Source organism: Amycolatopsis sp. TRM77291 (genome assembly GCF_054166285.1).
On the sequence record NZ_JBSZHF010000001.1, the window covers coordinates 1,902,821 to 1,920,509 of the forward strand.

A 17,689-nucleotide genomic window follows, 5' to 3' on the forward strand; every position below is an offset into this window, starting at 1 on the left:
TTCAGCCGCCGTTCAAAGTGGACACGACCGCCGCCACGGTCACCGTGTTGAACACGAACGCGATGACCGCGTGCGTGGTCACGGTCCTGCGCATCTCCCGCGAGACGACGTCCACGTCGGTCGTCCCGAAGGTCGTCATCACGGACACCGCGAAGTAGATGTAGTCGGACCACTCGGCGGGTCCGTCGCCGGGGAACCGCAGGGCGTCGCCCTGTTCGACCACGTCGTCCGCGTGGTAGGCGATCGCGAACGAGACCAGGACGCAGATCCACGCGACGACGACCAGCGCCACCGCGACGCCGACGCGCGCGCCCGCCGGCAGGCTCTCGCCGCCGAGCCCCGGCATCCACACCACCGCCACCGCCAGCGCGGCCGCCGCGATGACGATCGACACCCCCGGCCCCGGCGCGGTCCCGAAGATGTACCGCTGCGCGAACGTGCCGCGGCTTTCCCGGCTCGCCCAGTCGTGGATCTGCTCCGAGGTCGCTACGCCGAACGCGGCCACCGTCACGACGAGGTAGCCGACGAGATACGCGAGAAGGACCAGAACACCCGCGTCGACCAACGAGATCGACAGCACGTCCTCGCGGAACACGATCGTCAACGCGGCGACGACCAGCGCGAACGCGGCGCTCAAGCCGCTCCTGCGGCGCTCGGACAGCCAGGCCCGAGCCGTTTGGTGAGACAGCGTGATCTCCTTTCGCCGATGATCGGGCCAGTTTCGCACGCGGTACTCCATTCCAGTGATGTGACATTTCGCGGCAACCTGTCAGACTTCGGGAGCGTCGAAGAGACGCTTCCGGAGTACGAGGGGGACGAATGGGGCAGGGGTTCTCGGTCGAGCCGGCCGCGGTGCGCCCGCTCGGCGACCTGGTCCTGCGGGCGAGCGCGGGCGCGGACTCCTATCGGCTTTGGTTCGAACGGCTGGTCGGGGCCGGGTTCGACACCGAACGCGGCGAAGGTTTCCTGGCGGCCGCCTGGTCGAAGCTGGACGAGTGGCAGCGGACGGCGCTGAGCCAGTCGCGGTTCGCGGCCGATCTCGCGGCGGGCGGCGGGCACGAACTGCGGTGCGTCGCGCACTGGTACGGCGTGGTGGACGCACGCGCGGCCGAGTTGCTGGACCGGCTCAACCCGGAGCCGGACGCCGCGCGGATCCCGGCGGACGAAGTGCGCGACCCGGCAGGGGCCGCGGCGTTCCGCGACGCGGTCCTGGTCGGGTACGGCGGACCCGACCCGGCGGCCATCACCGATCCGTCCTGGTGGCCGGTGAAGGCCGAGCAGGAACGCGAGAAACTGCTCGATCTCGGCGGGTCGCTGGGCGACGTCGCCGAGGTGATCAAGATGCTCACCGGGTCCGACAAGGACTTCATCACCATGCTCGCCGACCTGCTCGTCGGCGACTGGACCGTGCTGCAGGAGCAGGCGGTGCTCTACCACGACGCCGCGATCGGGCTGGAGAACATCGCGGCCAACATCAACCAGGGCCGGTTCGGGATCCAGGGGGTGTGGGCGGGGGAGGCCGCCGACCGCGCGAAGAACTGGCTGGCCGACTACCGCGCCTGCGTGCTGCAGCTGGCTCAGTACTTCCACGGCGCGTGCCGGGCGATCCAGGCGCTGGCGAAGCTCGCGTACCACATGATGCAGGAGATCAGGCACGGGTACAGTTCGGCGATCGACATCGCGCTGCTGATCCTCACCAAGGGCAAGAAACTCGGGCTGGAGCGCGGGGTCCGGGTGGCGGAGATCATCAGCGAAGCACTGTCCGAGCTCGGACGCCGCGGCAAGCTCGTCAACATCTTCCAGGATCCCGAGCTGCGCGACATCATCCACCTGGTGCTGTCGTTCAACGAGATCGTCGGGATCATCCAGAGCTGGATCAGCGCCGCACTCGGGCTGGCACACGCTTTCGCGGGGGAGAAGACGCTCGACGAACTGCTGGAAGCCACCATCGCGATGGGCGAACCGCCGCAGTGGCCGCAGGACTACGAACACCGGGACGCCGAGTGCCCGGCCAAGGGCAGGCGGGTGAAGCTGTGACGGGGCACGAGCTCTTCGGCTCCGAGCAGGGCGAGCGGGCACGGCAGACGGCCATGCGGCTGCTGGCGGCGACCGGCGGGGCCGCCGGGGACTTCGCGGGGGAGGTGCTCGCCGGGCGACGGCGGCCGCACGAACTGTTGGCCCACGGCCCGGTCCTGGACGAATTCGTCCAGGAGGCGCGAGGCTGGTGGCGGATCATCGACGCGCTGCCCGCCGAGGAACGTCAGCGGCTCGCCGGCGAAGCCTGGTCGTCCTTGGAACGGCAGGTCGGCGAACTGGCCACTTTGGACGTCGACGACGCCGTCGCGGAGCTGGAAAAGCTGTCCGCGCCGGAACCGCCCGCGCGGAAACCCCGTCCCCGGGACGACGAGGACGACGACTGGTCCGAGCGGTCCTATCTGGAGCCGCTCTGAGCCGGGGTGTCGTCCGCCATCGCGTTGGCCTCGTCGATCCGGGCCATATGCTCTTCGGCCCAGTTCCGGAGCGCCGCCAGCGGCACGTCGAGCGACCGGCCGAGGTCGGTCAGCCGGTAGTGCACGCGGGGCGGCACGGTGGGCTCCACCCGGCGGTCGACGAGCCCGTCGCGGACCAGGCTGTGCAAGGTCACCGAGAGCATTTTCTGGGACACGCCGGGGATCCTGCGCCGTAACTCGGCGAACCGAACCTCGTCCGGAGCCGCCTCCGCGAGAACCTTGACCGCCATCGACGTCCATTTCGTGCCGATGCGGTCCAGCAGACGGCGAGTGGGGCATTCGGGGTCGAACAGATCGCCGCGCCGTGTCCGCTCGGAGGTCACCTGGAGCTCACCACCTGTGGGGAAAGTGCCGCCTTGGCGGCACGCCGGAAGTTACCTACGGTTTTCTGGTAACCAATGGTAACCACAGTGGAGGCGACGTGCCCGAGGTACGACGGATCGGCATCAACGGCATCGAGGCCGGCGTGGCCGTCGCGGGAAGTGGGCCCGCGGTCCTGCTGCTGCACGGCTTCCCGCACACCTGGCGGCTCTGGAGCGAGGTCATCGGCCCGCTGGCAGGGAACCACCGGGTCATCGCCCCGGATCTGCGCGGGCTCGGCGGCAGCACCCGCGCCGCGGACGGTTACGACGCGGGCACGCTGGTCGCCGACGCCGAAGGCATTCTCGACGCCCTCGGCGAATCCAAGGCGGACGTCGTCGCCATCGACGCCGGCACGCCGGTCGCCCTCCTGCTCGCCCTGCGGCGGCCGGATCTGGTGCGGCGGCTCGTCGTGATGGAGTCGCTGGCAGGTGCGCTGCCCGGCGCCGAGGACTTCCTGGCGGGCGGCCCGCCGTGGTGGTTCGGCTTCCACGCCGTCCCCGGCCTCGCCGAAAGGGTCCTGATCGGGCACGAGGCGGAGTACATCGACTGGTTCCTCGCGGCGGGCACGCTCGGCCGCGGCGTGCCGCCCGAGATCCGCGACGCCTTCGTCGACGCCTACACCGGGCAGGACGCCCTGCGCTGCGCCTTCTCCTACTATCGCGCCATGCCGGACACCGCGCGCCAGATCGGCGAAGCGGTGGCGGGCGGTCGCCTCACCATGCCCACGATGACGATCGGCGCCCACCCGGTCGGCCGTGCGCTGGAACGGCAATTGCGTCCCGTCGCCGACGACCTCACCGGTCACCTCATCGAGGACTGCGGCCACATCATCCCGCTGGACCGGCCCGCGGAACTGCTCCGCCTGCTGACCCCGTTCCTCGCCGTTCCTTGAGCCCCAGGCACGATCAAGCGCATGACGCGTGAGACAGAGGACGGTTCGCTGTACGGCACGATCTTCCGGCGACGGGACACCAGGGCCGAGTTCACCGGCGAGCCGATTCCGGAAGAGGTGCTGCGCCGAGTGCTGAGCGCGGCCCACGCCGCGCCGAGTGTGGGCCTGTCACAGCCTTGGGATTTCGTCCTGGTGTCCGATGTGGACCTTCGAAAGCGGTTTCGCGAGCACGTGCTGGCCGAACGGGAAGTGTTCGAAGACCGGTTGGACGCCGAACGGGCCGGTGTCTTCGCGAACATCAAGATCGAGGGGATCGTCGAATCCTCGATGGGGATCGTGGTCGGTTACGACCCGGCACGCGGCGCGCCCGACGTGCTGGGAAGGCACGCGATCGCCGACGCCGGCCTGTACTCGGTGTGCCTGGCCATTCAGAACCTTTGGCTGGCGGCGACCGCCGAAGGGCTCGGCGTCGGCTGGGTCAGCTTCTATCGCGAGGAGTTCCTGCGCGAATTGGTCGGTTTCCCCGGAAACGTCCGTCCGGTGGCGTGGTTGTGCGTCGGCCAGGTGCGGGACCTGCCCACCGCCCCCGATCTGGAGCGGCACGGCTGGCGGGAACGGCTTCCGCTCGACGCCGTGCTGCATCACGAACGGTACGAGCCGCGTGGATGAGCAAGCGCCCGATTCAGGCGATTGGCGCGGGGTAAGGCAAAGGTGGCGTGTTGCGAAAGTGGCTTTCGCGACGTCGTTTCGCCGCTCGGGTGTTCCCAATGTCGCATTTGGGACGCTGAGTGTCTCTAATGCGACATTGGGAACACCCGAACCCCAGCGTGCCGCCGCAAGCGCCGCGTGAGCCGAGTTTGTCCCGAAAGCCGGCGGGGCCACGAGCGGACCCCATGAAGTGTCCCTTGTGGACGAACAAGGCCGCTTATCCCTCACCAGGCCGGTCCCGGCCGGCCAGGGCGGACGCGATCAGTGCGACAGCCGGATCGGCGTCCCCGGCGAGCCGCCCCAGCAGGTCGCCCGCCTTGGCCCCCGGAATCTCCGCCAGGGCTTGGACCACGCGGATCCGGACCGCGGAATCCTCGGTGAGCGCGTCGGCCAAGGCGTCCACGATCCGTTCCTCCGACCGAGGGTTCTCCACCAGCGCGCCCAGGACCTCCGCGGCTTCGACGTCGTTCGTGCCGTCGGCGATCATGCGGACCAGGACGGGGATGGCCGCGGTCGTACCTCTCCCGCCCAGGGCGAGCGCGGCGGGCCCGCGCACCCTCGCGTCGGAGTCCCCGAGCGCCTCCGTGAGCGCCTTGTCCGCTTCCTCGCCGGTGATCTCGGTCAGCGCCAGCACCGCGCGCTGCCGGACGTCGGCGTCGTCCTCACGCAGTCCCGCCGCCACCTCGGCCACTCCGTCGCCGCCCGCTCGTGCGAGAGCCCAGCGCAGGGCTCCGGCGACGTTCGGGTCGGCCTCGGTCAGGATCGCGCCGGCGATCCGGTCGGCGGGAACCGGCAGGTCTTCGGCCGGATTCAGGACGGCCTGCTGGCGGCGTGCCGCGTGAGGCGAAGTGAGCCCTCGCAGGAGTTCCACGATGCGGAGGGCGTCCTGCCAGTCCGAGGGCGCGGACGCGTCGACCGTGCGCAGCCGCGCGAGCAGCTCCTGTTCCCGGTTCAGCCGGTCTTCCGCCTGGCGGATGAGGTCGCCGACCAGCGTCGACGGCGTGAAGGTCGGGTCCTCCAGCGCGCGCGAGATCTGGCGCAGCGACAACCCCAGCGAGCGCAGGCTCTCCACGTGGAAGATCCGGCGGATGTCCTCGTCCTGGTACTCCCGGTAGCCGCCGACGGTGCGTCCCGTCGGCCGCACCAGCCCGAGGGAGTCGTAGTGGCGCAGCATCCGGGAGCTCACTCCCGAACGCCGCGCCACCTCGCCGATCAGCACGCCGATCCTCCGGCCTGCGGACCGAGCGCCACGATCCGTTTCGCTTCGTCCGCGGTCACGTCGAAACCCGCTTCCGGGTCGCGGCGGAGCCGCTCCGTGGCGAAGGCGTGTGCGCGCACCGCGTCGTCGCGGCTCTCCAAGGCCTTCCGCAGGGCAGGCTCGCAGGCGTCCCCGAGCGCGACGAGCGCCCGGCTGAGGCTCAGCCGCCTGTTCCGGTCACCTCGGCCGAGCTCGATGGCCAGTTCCGCGGCCAGCCCGGCCCGTGCGTCCTCCGGCACGAGGATGACGGCCGCACGCCAGGCGCTCCGCGCGACCTCGTCGTCGGTGTCGTGCAACAGGGACTCGGTGATCGCGGGCCAGGCGGTGCGGTCCCCGATCTTCGACAGGGTGTGCAACGCCTGGCTCCGGGCCTGCGCCCGCTCGGACCGGAGCTCCGTCAAGAGCCTGGGCACCGTGCTCGCCGGCGGGAGCCGGGTCAACGCCCAGGTGAGCATGTCGCGGACGAAGAAGTCCGGCTCGACAGCGCAGCGCGCGACGAGGGCGTCGGTGAAGCGCGCGTCGGGCCGGGTGCCCGCGGCCATGGCGGCCTTGAGCCGCGTCGACGAGTCCTCGGCGCCGAGCGCGTCGAGCAGCGGTGTGTCCGTGGTCGGGTTCATGGGGAACCACCTCCTGCGCTTCAGTGAAGACCTTGTCACGATGTCAAGGTCAACCCCGGAGCGCCGGAACCCGGCGTGTCGGCCTCAGCGCAGCTTGTCGACCTCGGCGATCCGCTCCCAGCGGGCACCGAGCGCGTTGAGCAACGCCGCCATGTCGACGTCGTCGTCGCCGTCGAGGAGCGCCTTGTCCAGGCGGCGGGCGCGGCGGTTCACCTGGCTCAGGACCGACTTGCCCTCGTCGGTGAGCGAAAGCAGTTTGCGGCGCGCGTCGTGCGGGGATTCGACGCGCTGGATGAGACCCCGCCGTTCGAGCCTGCGGCACAGGTCGGCCATCGTCGAGGTGTCGAGCGCGACGGCTCCCGCGAGGGAACTCTGGTCGCTGCCGGGATAGGCGCGGACCGCCGACAGGACCGCGAACTGGGGACCGGTCAGCACCGGATCCACGTGGCGGTTCCACGCGGCGAGGTACGCCTGGTACAGCCTGCGCGCGCCGTAGCCGGGAGCCGCCAGCAGGTCCGACGGCGTCGCGGGTGTGACGGCCGGCGTGTCGTCCCTGCGCCGGCCCGTGCGCGCCGATTCACCCATCGTTGCTCCTTGTCGGCTCCAACCCGCTGTCCGGGCCCCCGCGGTGATCCTACGTGTCCGGACGGTCGCTCACGGGCAGGCCGCCGAGATCTGTCCGCGGTCACCTCTTGCGTATCCGGATAGTACGTGTTCGTATGAAGGCCGGTCTTCCGTACCCGGATAGTACGTGCTCGGATCAATATGGAGGTGGTCGGCGATGGACCGGAACCTGTTCAACGACATCTGTTTGCGCCAGTTGACGTTCTCGGGGGTGCACGAGGGCGAGACCGTGGTGGTGCTGACCCGCGGCGGGGAGCGCGCGGAGTACGCCGACGCCTTCCTGTGGGCCGCCCAGCAACTGGGCGCCTCGGCGTACCACATGCGGCTGCCGTCGCCGGTCAGCGCAGCGGGCGCGTGGGCGGTCGGCGACTCGGGGCTCGGGAACATCCCGCTGGCGGTCGAGGCGCTCAAGAGCGTGGACATGGTCGTCGACTGCACGTTCCTGTTGTTCAGCAAGGAACAGTTCGCCATCCAGGACGCGGGCACCCGGATCCTCACCGCCGTCGAACCGCCCGAGCTGCTGGCCAGGCTCATGCCGACGAAGGAACTGCGCGAGCGGGTGGAGATCGGCGCGGAACTCCTCGCCAAGGCGGGCACGATGCGGATCACCAGCCCGGCGGGCACCGACGTCACCTATCAGCTCGGCGTGTACCCGACGCTGTCCGAATACGGCTACACCGACACCCCCGGCCGCTGGGACCACTGGCCGGCGGCGTTCGTGTTCACCGGCGGCGCCGACGACGGCGTCGACGGGAAGATCGTGCTTTCGCCGGGGGATGTCCTGCTGCCGTTCAACACCTACGTACAGACCCCGGTGGAGATCACCATCGAGCAGGGATTCATCCGGGACATCCGCGGCGGCGCCGGATCGTCCGGGCTGGACGCGGATCTGCTGCGCTCGTACATCGAGAGCTTCGAGGATCCTCGCGGCTACGGCATGAGCCACGTGGGCTGGGGGCTCGACGAGCGCGCCCACTGGCACGGCCTGACCCAGTTCCCCGGCGGGATGGGCATGGAACTGCGGAGTTTCTACGGCAACGTCATGTTCTCCATCGGCCCGAACAACGAGCTCGGCGGCCCGAACGACACGCCCTGCCACTTCGACATCCCGATGCGCGGCAATTCCCTTTACCTCGACGACGAACTGATCGTCGACAACGGAGAGCTGACCGTCGCCGAGATGCGTCCGGCGGCCCGCCGATGAGCGACCACCACATCGGGATGATCGTCCCCAGCTCGAACCTCACGATGGAGACCGAGCTGCCGCGGATGCTGCGCGCCAGGGAGGAGGCCGAGCCGGGGGACCGGTTCGTCTTCCACTCCGCGCGGGCCAGGATGCGCCACGTCGAACCCGAACAGCTGCGGGCGATGAACGCCCAGGCCGGACGCGCGGCGGCCGAACTCGCCGACGCCAAGCCCGACGTGGTCGCCACCGCGTGCCTGGTGGCGATCATGGCCCAGGGACCCGGTTACCACTGCACCGCCGAGGACGACATCACGCGCGTACTGCGCGAGGAGGGTTGCGAAGCGCCGGTCGTCTCCAGCGCCGGTGCGCTGCTGTCCGGGCTCGGCGCGCTCGGCGCCCGCAAGGTCGCGATCATCACGCCGTACATGAAGCCGTTGACCAAGGCGGTGGCGGACTACATCGAGGACGCCGGGTTCGAGGTCGCCGACGCGCTTTCCCTCGAAGTGCCGGACAACCTCGCCGTCGCCCGGCTCGACCCGGCGGGACTGCGGGAGCATCACCGCAAACTGAATCTGTCCGATGTGGACGCACTCGTGCTTTCCGCCTGTGTCCAGATGCCTTCACTGCCCGCGATCCAGCCGGTGGAGGACGAGATCGGGATCCCGGTGCTCTCGGCGGCGACGGCGACGGCGTACCGGATCCTGTCGGAACTCGGTGTGGAGCCCCTGGTGCCCGGTGCCGGCAGTTTGCTCGATGGCGCGAAAGCAATGACGAAGACGGGAGGCGGGCATGGCCGCGAGTCAGTCGTTTGAGGTCGTTGTCGTCGGCGGCGGGCTCGGTGGGCTCTGTGCCGCGTTGTCCCTACGGCAACGGGGTCTGCGCGTCACCGTGGTCGAGGCCGCCCCTGCGCTGGGCGAGATCGGCGCGGGGATCCAGACCGCGCCGAACGCGAGCCGGATCCTCATCGGGCTCGGCCTGCGCGCCCGGCTCGAGCGGGTGCGGACCGAGCCGCAGGACCAGGTGCGCCGTCGCTGGGCCGACGGGAGCATCATCGCCCAGCTGGAGCTCGGCAGGCGCGTGACCGACCAGTACGGCGCGCCCTATTGGCACTATCACCGCGCCGACCTGCACGGAGTCCTGCTGGACGCCTGCCTCGATCCGGACGTCCCCGGCCCGGTGGTGCGGGTGGCGACCGGCGCGCGGGTGGTCGACCTCGACCGGACGGTCCCGGAGCGGCCCACCGTCATCACCGCCGACGGACGGCGGTTCACCGGTGACATCGTGGTCGGCGCGGACGGCATCCGGTCTTCGGTGCGCGATCTCGCCGGCTTCGACGACACCCTCGCGTTCTCCGGCGAGATGGCCTACCGGGCCCTGATCTCAGGCGATCTGATCGCGCAGGACCCCGCGACGCGGTTCCTCGCCGACCGGTACCACTCCACGATCTGGTACGGCCCCAACAAACACCTGGTGCACTACATGATCCGCGGCGGGGAGTACCTCAACGTGGTCGCGATCGTGCCGTGCACCGAAGCCGTGGCCAAGGACTGGAGCGGCCCGGCCACCGCCGCCGAACTCGCCGCCGAGTACCACGACTGGGACGATCGGGTACCGACGATGCTGGCGAAGGCGAAGGACGAGGACGTCTCGGTGTGGGCGATGTACCGCCGCCGCCGTGACCCGGTCTGGGTCGACGGCCGGGTCGCCCTACTCGGCGACGCGTGCCACGCGATGCTGCCGTACCAGGCCCAAGGCGCGTCGCAGGCGATGGAAGACGCCGCGGTGCTCGCCGAGGAGCTGGGGCGGGTGACCCGCGACGGGATCGACGGTGCTTTGATCCGCTACGTGGACCGGCGCGCCAAGCACGCGGGGATGGTGCAGGACGCCTCGCTGCAGAACATGGACTTCTACCACCTGCCCGACGGTCCCGAGCAGCGCGAACGGGACGAGAAGCTGCGGCGCTTCGACGGGGAATCCGACGTGTCCTACGACTGGCTGTGGAACGGCAGCCCGCTCACCGACCCCGACACCGAGTCCATCCACTACCAGTTCGCCCGCTGAGGCGCGCTGGCCGGCAATCGCAATGGAGCGGTTCATGCGTACTGGTGATCAGATCGTCCAGGACCTGCCCTGGCGTTGGAGCGTGCAGGGAAAGATCTTCCTCATCGGCGGGCTGGGCTACATGTTCGACGCCTGGGACGTCGCGCTGAACGGATTCCTCACCCCGCTCGTCGGGACGGAATTCGGCCTGTCCGCCGGCGGGAAAGGCCTGGTGGCCACCGCGAACCTGATCGGCATGGCCGTCGGCGCGGTCGTCTGGGGCACGATCGCGGACCGGATCGGCCGGAAGAAGGCGTTCAGCGTCACGCTGCTGCTGTTCGCGCTGTTCTCAGTGCTCGGGGCGTTCGCCCCCAACGTCGAGACGTTCCTGGCCCTGCGTTTCCTGGCGGGGATCGGCCTCGGCGGCTGTATCCCGGTGGACTACGCGATCGTCAGCGAGTTCTCCCCGCGTAAGCATCGCGGCCGGGTCCTGTCCGCGATGGACGGCTGGTGGCCGATCGGGACCACGCTGGCCGCCGTCACCGCGACGCTGCTGCTCCCGGTCGAGGGGAACTGGCGCTGGATGCTGGTGCTGATGATCCTGCCGGCGCTGCTGCTGTTCTGGGTGCGGCGTGGGGTCCCGGAATCACCGCTGTACCTGGTGCGCAAGGGCCGCGAGGCGGAGGCGCGGGCCGTGATCGACGATCTCGTGCGCCGCACGGGCGCGACACCGGAGCCGTACTCGGTCCCGCCCGCGGTGGTCGAGGACACCCGTGGTGGCGCGGTCGCGGCCGCGTTCGACCAGCTGCGCCGGGTGTGGGCGTTCAACCCGCGGATCACGGCGGTGGCGTGGTCGCTGTTCATCAGCGTCATGCTGGTCTACTACGCCGCGCTCAGCTGGATGCCGTCGATCCTGCGGGCTCAGGGATTCGGCGAGATCGCCGCCTTCGCGTCGACCGCGCTCATGAACGCGACCGGCATCGTCGGTGTCGCGGTGGCCGTGCTCCTGGTCGACAAGGTCGGCCGCAAGCGGATCATCATGGTCGCCGGCCCGCTCACCGCGCTGTCGCTCGTGGTGTTCTCCCTGCTGCTCGACACGCCTGCCGCGGCGGTCGTGGCGATCGGCGCGTTCGGCCTGTTCGCGCTGGTGGTCATCCCGGTGATGTACGCCTACGTGTCCGAGCTGTACCCGACGGAACTCCGGGCTTCGGGATTCGGCTGGGCGTCGTCGTCGAGCCGGGCGATCACCGGTTTCGCGCCGCTGCTGTTCGGGAGCGTGCTGTGGCCGGTGCTCGGCTTGCCCCTCACCTTCGCCGTGCTGGGTGTCCTCGTGGTGGCCGCGGTCCTGTTCATGATGACGGGCGCGCCGGAGACCCGCGGCCGCGAACTCGACCGGATCGTCGACCCGGTCGAGCCATCCGCCGAGACCAGGCCGGCTCTGTGAAGCCCGCCGCGTTCCGGTACCACCGGGCCCACGACGTCACCGACGCCGTCGGCCTGCTCGGCGAGCTCGCCGCGGCGGGCGAGGACCCGAAGCTCATCGCGGGCGGGCAGAGCCTGATGCCGATGATGAACTTCCGGCTCGCCCGGCCGACGGCGCTGGTGGATCTGGGCCCCCTGCGGCGGGAACCGGCGCTGAACTCGTTCCGGCGTAACGGTTCCAGCCTCACGATCGGCGCGCTGGTCACCCACCGGACGGTCGAGGTGGCCGAGTTCGGGCCGGATTTCGACGTGCTGTCCCGCGCGATGCGGTGGGTGGGGCATCTGCCGATCCGGTCCCGCGGAACGGTGGCGGGCAGCGTCGTCCACGGTGACGCGACCGCGGAATGGTGCCTGCTCGTCCTGTTGCTCGACGCGGTGATCGTCGCCGAAGGCCCGCGCGGGCCCAGGGAGATCCCGGCCGAGGAGATGTTCCACGGCTTCTACACCACGGCCGTCGAACCCGACGAGGTCGTGACCGCAGTGCGCTTCACCCGCCCGTCGCCCCGGGCCGCGTTGACCGAGTTCGCCCGCCGTCACGGCGATTTCGCGATCGTCGACGCCGCTGTGAGCATCGACGCGGAGCACGGGGGCCGGATCGTGCTCGGCGGTGTGGCCCCGGCGCCCGTCCGGGTGCCCGAGGCCGAGGCGCTGCTCGACGGCGGTGTCCCCGGGCCGGACCTGTTCGCCGAATGCGGGGAGGCCGCGGCGGCGGCCATCGATCCGCCGGACGACGCGGCGGGAAGTGCCGCCTACCGACGGCGGCTGGCGCGCACCCTCGTCACCCGGGCGCTGCACGAGGCCTGGGAGAAAGGAGAAACGCGATGACCGCGCGGTTCGACGGGCGCGACGGCCGCTGGGTCGGCGCGTCCGTCCCCCGGCGCGAAGACCCCCGGTTCCTCACCGGCCGGGGCCGGTTCGTCGACGACATCCAGCTGCCCGGGATGCTGCACGCGGCCTTCGTCCGCTCGACGGTCGCGCACGGCACGATCACCGGGATCGATCTGTCGGCCACTTTGGCGGTCGATGGCGTCGTCGCCGCCTACACGGCGCGGGATCTCGATCTCGGTGACATCGTCGCCCTGCTCGACCGTCCTCCCGAGGAGTTCTCGCCGACCGCGATGCCCATCCTCGCCAGGGAGAAGGTGCGGTTCACCGGCGAACCGGTGGCGCTGGTCGTCGCGCGAGATCCGTACAGCGCCGAGGACGGCGTCGAAGCCGCGGTGGTGGATTACGAGCCGCTCGGCGCGATCGTGTCGGAGGAGTCGGCGTTCGCCGCGGACGCGCCGCTCGTCCACGACGAGGCGCCCGGCAACGTGCTGGTCGACGTGTCGATGTTCGACACACCCGGTGTCGACGCGGCGTTCGAGGCAGCCCGCGCGGGCGGCGGCCGCGTGGTCGAAGTCGTCACGAAGAGCGGACGGCAGAACGCGCTCCCGCTCGAGACGCGGGGAGTGGTCGCCTCCTGGGACGATCATGACGACCAGTTGCTCGTCCAGATGTGCACGCAGGTGCCGCATCAGGTGCGCACGGCGATGGCCCGTTCGCTGCGGGTCCCCGAACGCACCGTACGAGTCACCGTCCCGGACATGGGCGGGGGTTTCGGGCAGAAATGCGTCGTCGGCCGTGAGGAGATCGCGGTCGCGGCGGCGGCCCGGCGGCTGAACCGGCCGGTGAAGTGGATCGAAGACCGCCGTGAGGCGCTGACGGCCGGATTCCTTGCCAGGGAACAGCGTTACCGCACGCTGGCGGCGTTCGACGAGGACGGGCGGATCACCGCGCTGGACGTCGACGTCGTCTGCGACATGGGCGCGTACTCCTGTTACCCGTTCACGGCGGGGATCGAGCCGCTGATGGCGTCGGCCGAGATGCCGAGCGTGTACCAGGTGCCCGAGTACCGCGTCCGCGCCCGCGCCATCGCGAGCAACAAGGCACCGACGGCGCCCTACCGCGGGGTCAGCCGGCCGCAGTACGTGATGGCGATCGAACGGGTCATGGAACGCGCGGCCAGGGAACTCGGCCTCGATCCGGTCGAGATCCGGCGGCGCAACGTGATCACGCAGTTCCCGTACACCGGCGTCAACGCCATCACCTACGACCCCGGCACCTACCGCGAATCGCTCGAACTCGCCGAAGCGGCGATCCGGGACGAGGGCTGGTACGAGTTCCGGGACCGTGCCGCCGCCGAGGGCAGGCATATCGGCATCGGCTACTGCTGCTTCTCCGAGCGGACCGGATACGGCTCGGGTGCCTTCGCCAAGCGGAAGATGGCGGTGGTCCCCGGTTTCGACATCTCCGAGATCCGGATGGACACCACCGGCTCCGTCGTGGTCACCAGCGGCACCATGAACCACGGCCAGTCCCACGAGACGACGCTGGCGCAGATCGTGGCCGACCGGCTGGGGCTGCACCTCGACCAGGTCAAGCTCCGCCAGGGCGACACCGAGCGCATCGCCTACGGGTGGGGGACTTTCGCGTCCCGCTCGGTGACGATCGGCGGCTCGGCGGTGTCACTCGCGGCAGACAAGCTCGGCGAACTGTTGTGCAGGATCGCCGCGCACCTGCTCGAGACGAGTCCCGACAACGTCCGGCTCGACGGCGACGGAGGTGTCGTCCAGATCGACGATCCGGAGCGGCGCGCGTCGTTCGAGGAGATCGCCGACGTGGCCTATCTGCGCAGTCACCTGCTGCCCAAGGACGTCGAACCGACGTTGACGGCCACGGCGAGCTTCGACGTGCCCGGCGACGGCACGTTCTCCAACGCCACGCACGCAGTGGTGGTCGAGGCCGATCCGGGCACCGGCCAGATCAAGATCCTGCGCTACGCCTGTGTCGAGGACTGCGGCGTGGTGATCCATCCGCAGGTCGTCGACGGCCAGTGCCGTGGCGGGATCGCGCAGGGCATCGCCGGCGCGCTGTTCGAGGAGGTCACCTACGCGGGCAACGGGGAACCGTCGGCAGCGAGCTTCATCGACTACCTCGTCCCGACCGCGACGGAGATCCCCGACATCACCGTCACCCACCTCGAAACCCTTTGCGCCTTCACGGAAAACGGTGCGAAGGGCGCGGGGGAGGGCGGCACCATCGGCGCGCCGGCCGCGGTGCTGAACGCGATCAACGACGCGCTGCGCCGCACCGGGGTCGAACTCGACACGACCCCGGTCCATCCGCAGACCGTGCTCGCCGCGCTCGACGCGGAGATCCACCAGGAAGTGAGCGTCCCATCATGAGCGACCGGCACCTGATCGTCCTGAACGTCAACGGCGAGGCGCACGAGGCTCTCGTCGAGCCGCGCAAGACCCTGCTCGACGTCCTGCGTCACGACCTCGGTCTCACCGGCACCCACGTCGGCTGCGAGCACGGCGTGTGCGGTGCCTGCACCGTTCTCGTCGACGAGGAACCGGTGCGGGCGTGCCTGATGTTCGCCGTCCAGGCGGAGTCGGCCGAGATCCGCACGGTCGAATCGCTGGGGCGCGACGGGGAACTTTCCGATCTGCAGCGGTCTTTCAGCGAGCATCACGGCCTGCAGTGCGGCTTCTGCACGCCCGGGTTCCTCATGCTGGCCGAAGGATTCCTCGCCCAGCGGCCGGACGCGGGCCGCGAGGAGATCCGCGAGGCCGTCTCGGCGAACCTGTGCCGCTGCACCGGTTACCAGACCATCGTGGACGCGATCGAGGCGACCGCGACCCGCCGATGCCACGCCAAGGAGAAGGAGGCGACAGCGTGATCCTGGAAAACCAGCTGTCCGTACCGGCCGGACCCGACGAGGTCTTCGCGTTGATCAACGACGTCGAGCGGGTGGCCGGTTGCCTGCCGGGCGCGACCCTCGACGGACGGCAGGACGACGCCTATCTCGGCCGCGTCAAGGTCAAGGTCGGCCCGATCACCGCCGCCTACTCGGGCACCGTGCGGTTCACCGACGTCACCGCCGCCGACCGCAGCCTGCGGCTCGTGGCCAGGGGAGCGGACGCCCACGGCAACGGCGACGCCGAGGCCGACGTGACGCTGACCGTGCGCGAGGCACCCGGCGGCGCCACCATCGAGTTGCGCACCGATCTGTCGATCCGCGGCAAGCTCGCCCAGTTCGGCAAGGGCGCGATCGGCGCCGTCTCCACCCGGCTGCTCGACCAGTTCGCCCGCAATCTCGCGGACCAATTGGAAGGCCGTCCCGCGCCGGCGGTGAAACCCGCTCCGGCCGACGGCGGCGAGGCCCTCGACGGTCTGGCGATGCTGGTGCCCGACAACGTCAAACGCTATGGCGTGATCGCGGCCGCCGCGGCCCTCGGCTTGTTCCAGGGCTGGCTGCTGGGCCGGATCCGTACTCAGGACAAACTGATCAAGGAGTTGCAGCGTGCCCGTCGATGAAGGCCTCGACAGCGTGTACGACCGAGCCGGTTTCGGCGCGAGCGTGCCGCGCGGATCGCGCCCGGCCCTGGTCGTGGTCGACCTGACCCGTGGGTTCACCGAGCCCGGCTTCCCGTCCGGAGCCGACCTCACCGCCGAGGTGGCCGCGACCGCCGCCCTCGTCGCCGAGGCGCGCCGGCAGGACGTACCGGTGATCTACACCGCGATCAGCTACACACCCGCCGAAGCGGACGGCGACGCCGTCGCGTGGCTCCGGAAAGCCCCCGGGATGCGGGCGCTGCGCGAAGGAAGCGAGGCGATCGCCCTCGACCCTCGGCTCGAACAGCGTGAAAGCGACCATCTCATCCTGAAGAAGGGCGCGTCGGCGTTCCACGGGACCTCGCTGGCGGCGCTCCTGACGAGTCTGGGCACGGACACCGTCGTCGTCTGCGGCGCGACGACTTCGGGATGCGTCCGAGCGACCGCGGTCGATGCCGTCCAGTCGGGCTTCAACACCCTGGTCGTCCGGGAAGCCTGCGGTGACCGCGCGCGGGGACCGCACGACGCCGCTTTGTTCGACCTGCAAGCGAAATACGCGGACGTCGTCGGCCTCGACGATGCCGTGGCGTACCTCGCGGATCAGGATCACCGCACGGTCGGTCGACCCGCGTTGGCGGATCTCGGCGACGTTCCGGCGACCAGCCGTTGGGTGCGCTCGGGATCGGTCCGGCTGCACGTGCTCGACTATGGGCCGTCCGACGGGGTTCCGGTGCTCGTGCTGCCGGGGATCACCAGCCCGGCGGTCACGATGGACTTCGTCGCGCGGGAGCTCACGGACCTCGTGCGCCCGCTCGTACTCGACGTCCGCGGACGCGGGCTTTCCGATGACGCGCCGGATTACGACCTGGCGAGCTACGCCGCGGACGTCGAGGCGGTCGTGGACGGACTCGGGCTGCGCGATCCGATCCTGTTCGGACACTCCATGGGCGCGCGGATCGCCGCACGGGCCGCCACCGGCCGGCCGTACCGGGGCACGGTGCTGGCCGACCCGCCGCTGAGCGGCCCCGGAAGGGCGCCGTACCCCACCACCCTCGACGCCTTCCTCGGGCAACTCGCGCAGGCCCGCCGGGGCACCGACGCCGATGAGGTCGCCCGGTCCTGGCCGCGATGGCCGCGCCGGGAACAGGAACTGCGTGCTCGCTGGCTGTCTTCGTGTTCCCGTTCCGCGATCGCCGCGACCCACGCCGGGTTCGAATCGGAGGACTTCTTCGACGACTGGCCGAAGGTGCCCGCTCCGACGTACTTCCTGTACGGCGGCGCGAGTCCGGTCGTCACCGCCGCCGGGGCGGCCGAAGCGGCTGAGCGCAATCCGTCGGCGGAACTCGTCGAGATCCCGGGGGCCGGGCACATGATCTTCTGGGACGAGCCCGAAGCCGCCCTCGGCGCTTTGCGGGACGCTTTGCGAAAGCTGCTGTGAGCGGGTTGCGAAAGCCACTTTCGCAACGGGACCGGGCCGACGGTGTCCGTGAAGGCCTCCTTGCCTACCCTGAGGGTAGTGAAGGGGCCCTTCACGGATGTCAGCGATGGTCGTGAGTGGCTCCCCGGCCGAGACGTGTCGCGAAAGCCACTTTCGCGACGTCTGATGTCTCGAAAGTGGCTTTCGCGACA

The 17,689-nt window shown here is 70.3% G+C and carries 18 protein-coding genes; 13 read left to right on the forward strand and 5 right to left on the reverse strand.

Annotated features, from left to right (window positions below):
• Window position 1: 1 nt before the first annotated feature.
• Window positions 2–637 (reverse strand): DUF1345 domain-containing protein, encoded by a 636-nt coding sequence (locus ACXIZN_RS08945; protein ID WP_457953565.1) that lies wholly within the window; start codon window positions 635–637, stop codon window positions 2–4.
• A gap of 182 nt (window positions 638–819) precedes the next feature.
• Between ACXIZN_RS08945 and ACXIZN_RS08950 the strand changes: the two genes are divergently transcribed.
• Together ACXIZN_RS08950 and ACXIZN_RS08955 are read left to right on the forward strand one after the other, a co-directional pair.
• Window positions 820–2,037, forward strand: a complete 1,218-nt coding sequence (locus ACXIZN_RS08950; protein ID WP_457953567.1) for a hypothetical protein — start codon at window positions 820–822, stop codon at window positions 2,035–2,037.
• On the forward strand, window positions 2,034–2,450 hold the full coding sequence (locus ACXIZN_RS08955; RefSeq protein WP_457953569.1) for a hypothetical protein: 417 nt from the start codon (window positions 2,034–2,036) through the stop codon (window positions 2,448–2,450). The genes ACXIZN_RS08950 and ACXIZN_RS08955 overlap by 4 nt, the downstream gene beginning before the upstream one ends.
• On the opposite strand, the gene ACXIZN_RS08960 is transcribed toward ACXIZN_RS08955, so the two are convergent.
• The gene (locus ACXIZN_RS08960) at window positions 2,432–2,833 is read right to left on the reverse strand and encodes a winged helix-turn-helix transcriptional regulator (RefSeq protein WP_457953570.1); all 402 of its coding nucleotides are present in this window, start codon (window positions 2,831–2,833) and stop codon (window positions 2,432–2,434) included. The genes ACXIZN_RS08955 and ACXIZN_RS08960 overlap by 19 nt on opposite strands.
• A gap of 98 nt (window positions 2,834–2,931) precedes the next feature.
• Between ACXIZN_RS08960 and ACXIZN_RS08965 the strand changes: the two genes are divergently transcribed.
• Window positions 2,932–3,765: an alpha/beta fold hydrolase gene (locus ACXIZN_RS08965; RefSeq protein ID WP_457953572.1), complete on the forward strand. Its 834-nt coding sequence runs from the start codon at window positions 2,932–2,934 to the stop codon at window positions 3,763–3,765.
• Between the two features lie 21 nt (window positions 3,766–3,786).
• Entirely contained in the window at window positions 3,787–4,434 is a 648-nt protein-coding gene (gene bluB / locus ACXIZN_RS08970; RefSeq protein ID WP_457953574.1) for a 5,6-dimethylbenzimidazole synthase, read from the forward strand.
• Window positions 4,435–4,690: 256 nt separating this feature from the next.
• Here bluB and ACXIZN_RS08975 read toward each other — a convergent pair whose 3' ends face one another.
• From ACXIZN_RS08975 to ACXIZN_RS08985, 3 genes are all read right to left on the reverse strand, one after another.
• Window positions 4,691–5,692: a HEAT repeat domain-containing protein gene (locus tag ACXIZN_RS08975; protein WP_457953576.1), complete on the reverse strand. Its 1,002-nt coding sequence runs from the start codon at window positions 5,690–5,692 to the stop codon at window positions 4,691–4,693.
• Window positions 5,686–6,348 carry a HEAT repeat domain-containing protein gene (locus ACXIZN_RS08980; protein WP_457953577.1) on the reverse strand — a complete coding sequence of 221 codons (663 nt, stop codon included), beginning with the start codon at window positions 6,346–6,348 and terminating at the stop codon, window positions 5,686–5,688. Before ACXIZN_RS08980 ends, ACXIZN_RS08975 begins: the two co-directional genes overlap by 7 nt.
• A gap of 84 nt (window positions 6,349–6,432) precedes the next feature.
• On the reverse strand, window positions 6,433–6,933 hold the full coding sequence (locus tag ACXIZN_RS08985; RefSeq protein ID WP_034315001.1) for a MarR family winged helix-turn-helix transcriptional regulator: 501 nt from the start codon (window positions 6,931–6,933) through the stop codon (window positions 6,433–6,435).
• Between the two features lie 196 nt (window positions 6,934–7,129).
• Between ACXIZN_RS08985 and ACXIZN_RS08990 the strand changes: the two genes are divergently transcribed.
• From ACXIZN_RS08990 to ACXIZN_RS09030, 9 genes are read left to right on the forward strand one after another with little or no spacing between them, the layout of a single operon-like run.
• Window positions 7,130–8,176, forward strand: a complete 1,047-nt coding sequence (locus ACXIZN_RS08990; RefSeq protein WP_034314998.1) for a M29 family metallopeptidase — start codon at window positions 7,130–7,132, stop codon at window positions 8,174–8,176.
• Complete coding sequence (locus ACXIZN_RS08995) at window positions 8,173–8,970, forward strand: maleate cis-trans isomerase family protein (RefSeq protein WP_457953579.1); 798 nt, start codon at window positions 8,173–8,175, stop codon at window positions 8,968–8,970. The genes ACXIZN_RS08990 and ACXIZN_RS08995 overlap by 4 nt, the downstream gene beginning before the upstream one ends.
• Window positions 8,948–10,219, forward strand: coding sequence for an FAD-dependent monooxygenase (locus tag ACXIZN_RS09000; protein ID WP_457953580.1), 1,272 nt, complete (start codon window positions 8,948–8,950; stop codon window positions 10,217–10,219). Before ACXIZN_RS08995 ends, ACXIZN_RS09000 begins: the two co-directional genes overlap by 23 nt.
• 34 nt (window positions 10,220–10,253) lie before the next feature.
• Complete coding sequence (locus tag ACXIZN_RS09005) at window positions 10,254–11,642, forward strand: MFS transporter (RefSeq protein ID WP_457953581.1); 1,389 nt, start codon at window positions 10,254–10,256, stop codon at window positions 11,640–11,642.
• Entirely contained in the window at window positions 11,639–12,505 is an 867-nt protein-coding gene (locus ACXIZN_RS09010; protein ID WP_457953583.1) for an FAD binding domain-containing protein, read from the forward strand. The genes ACXIZN_RS09005 and ACXIZN_RS09010 overlap by 4 nt, the downstream gene beginning before the upstream one ends.
• Window positions 12,502–14,907 carry a xanthine dehydrogenase family protein molybdopterin-binding subunit gene (locus ACXIZN_RS09015; protein ID WP_457953584.1) on the forward strand — a complete coding sequence of 802 codons (2,406 nt, stop codon included), beginning with the start codon at window positions 12,502–12,504 and terminating at the stop codon, window positions 14,905–14,907. The genes ACXIZN_RS09010 and ACXIZN_RS09015 overlap by 4 nt, the downstream gene beginning before the upstream one ends.
• Window positions 14,904–15,404, forward strand: coding sequence for a (2Fe-2S)-binding protein (locus ACXIZN_RS09020; RefSeq protein WP_378444750.1), 501 nt, complete (start codon window positions 14,904–14,906; stop codon window positions 15,402–15,404). The genes ACXIZN_RS09015 and ACXIZN_RS09020 overlap by 4 nt, the downstream gene beginning before the upstream one ends.
• On the forward strand, window positions 15,401–16,042 hold the full coding sequence (locus ACXIZN_RS09025) for an SRPBCC family protein (RefSeq protein WP_457953586.1): 642 nt from the start codon (window positions 15,401–15,403) through the stop codon (window positions 16,040–16,042). Before ACXIZN_RS09020 ends, ACXIZN_RS09025 begins: the two co-directional genes overlap by 4 nt.
• A complete protein-coding gene (locus tag ACXIZN_RS09030) occupies window positions 16,029–17,498 on the forward strand; it encodes an isochorismatase family protein (RefSeq protein ID WP_457953588.1) in 1,470 nt (489 codons plus the stop codon). Before ACXIZN_RS09025 ends, ACXIZN_RS09030 begins: the two co-directional genes overlap by 14 nt.
• The last annotated feature ends 191 nt before the right edge of the window (window positions 17,499–17,689 follow it).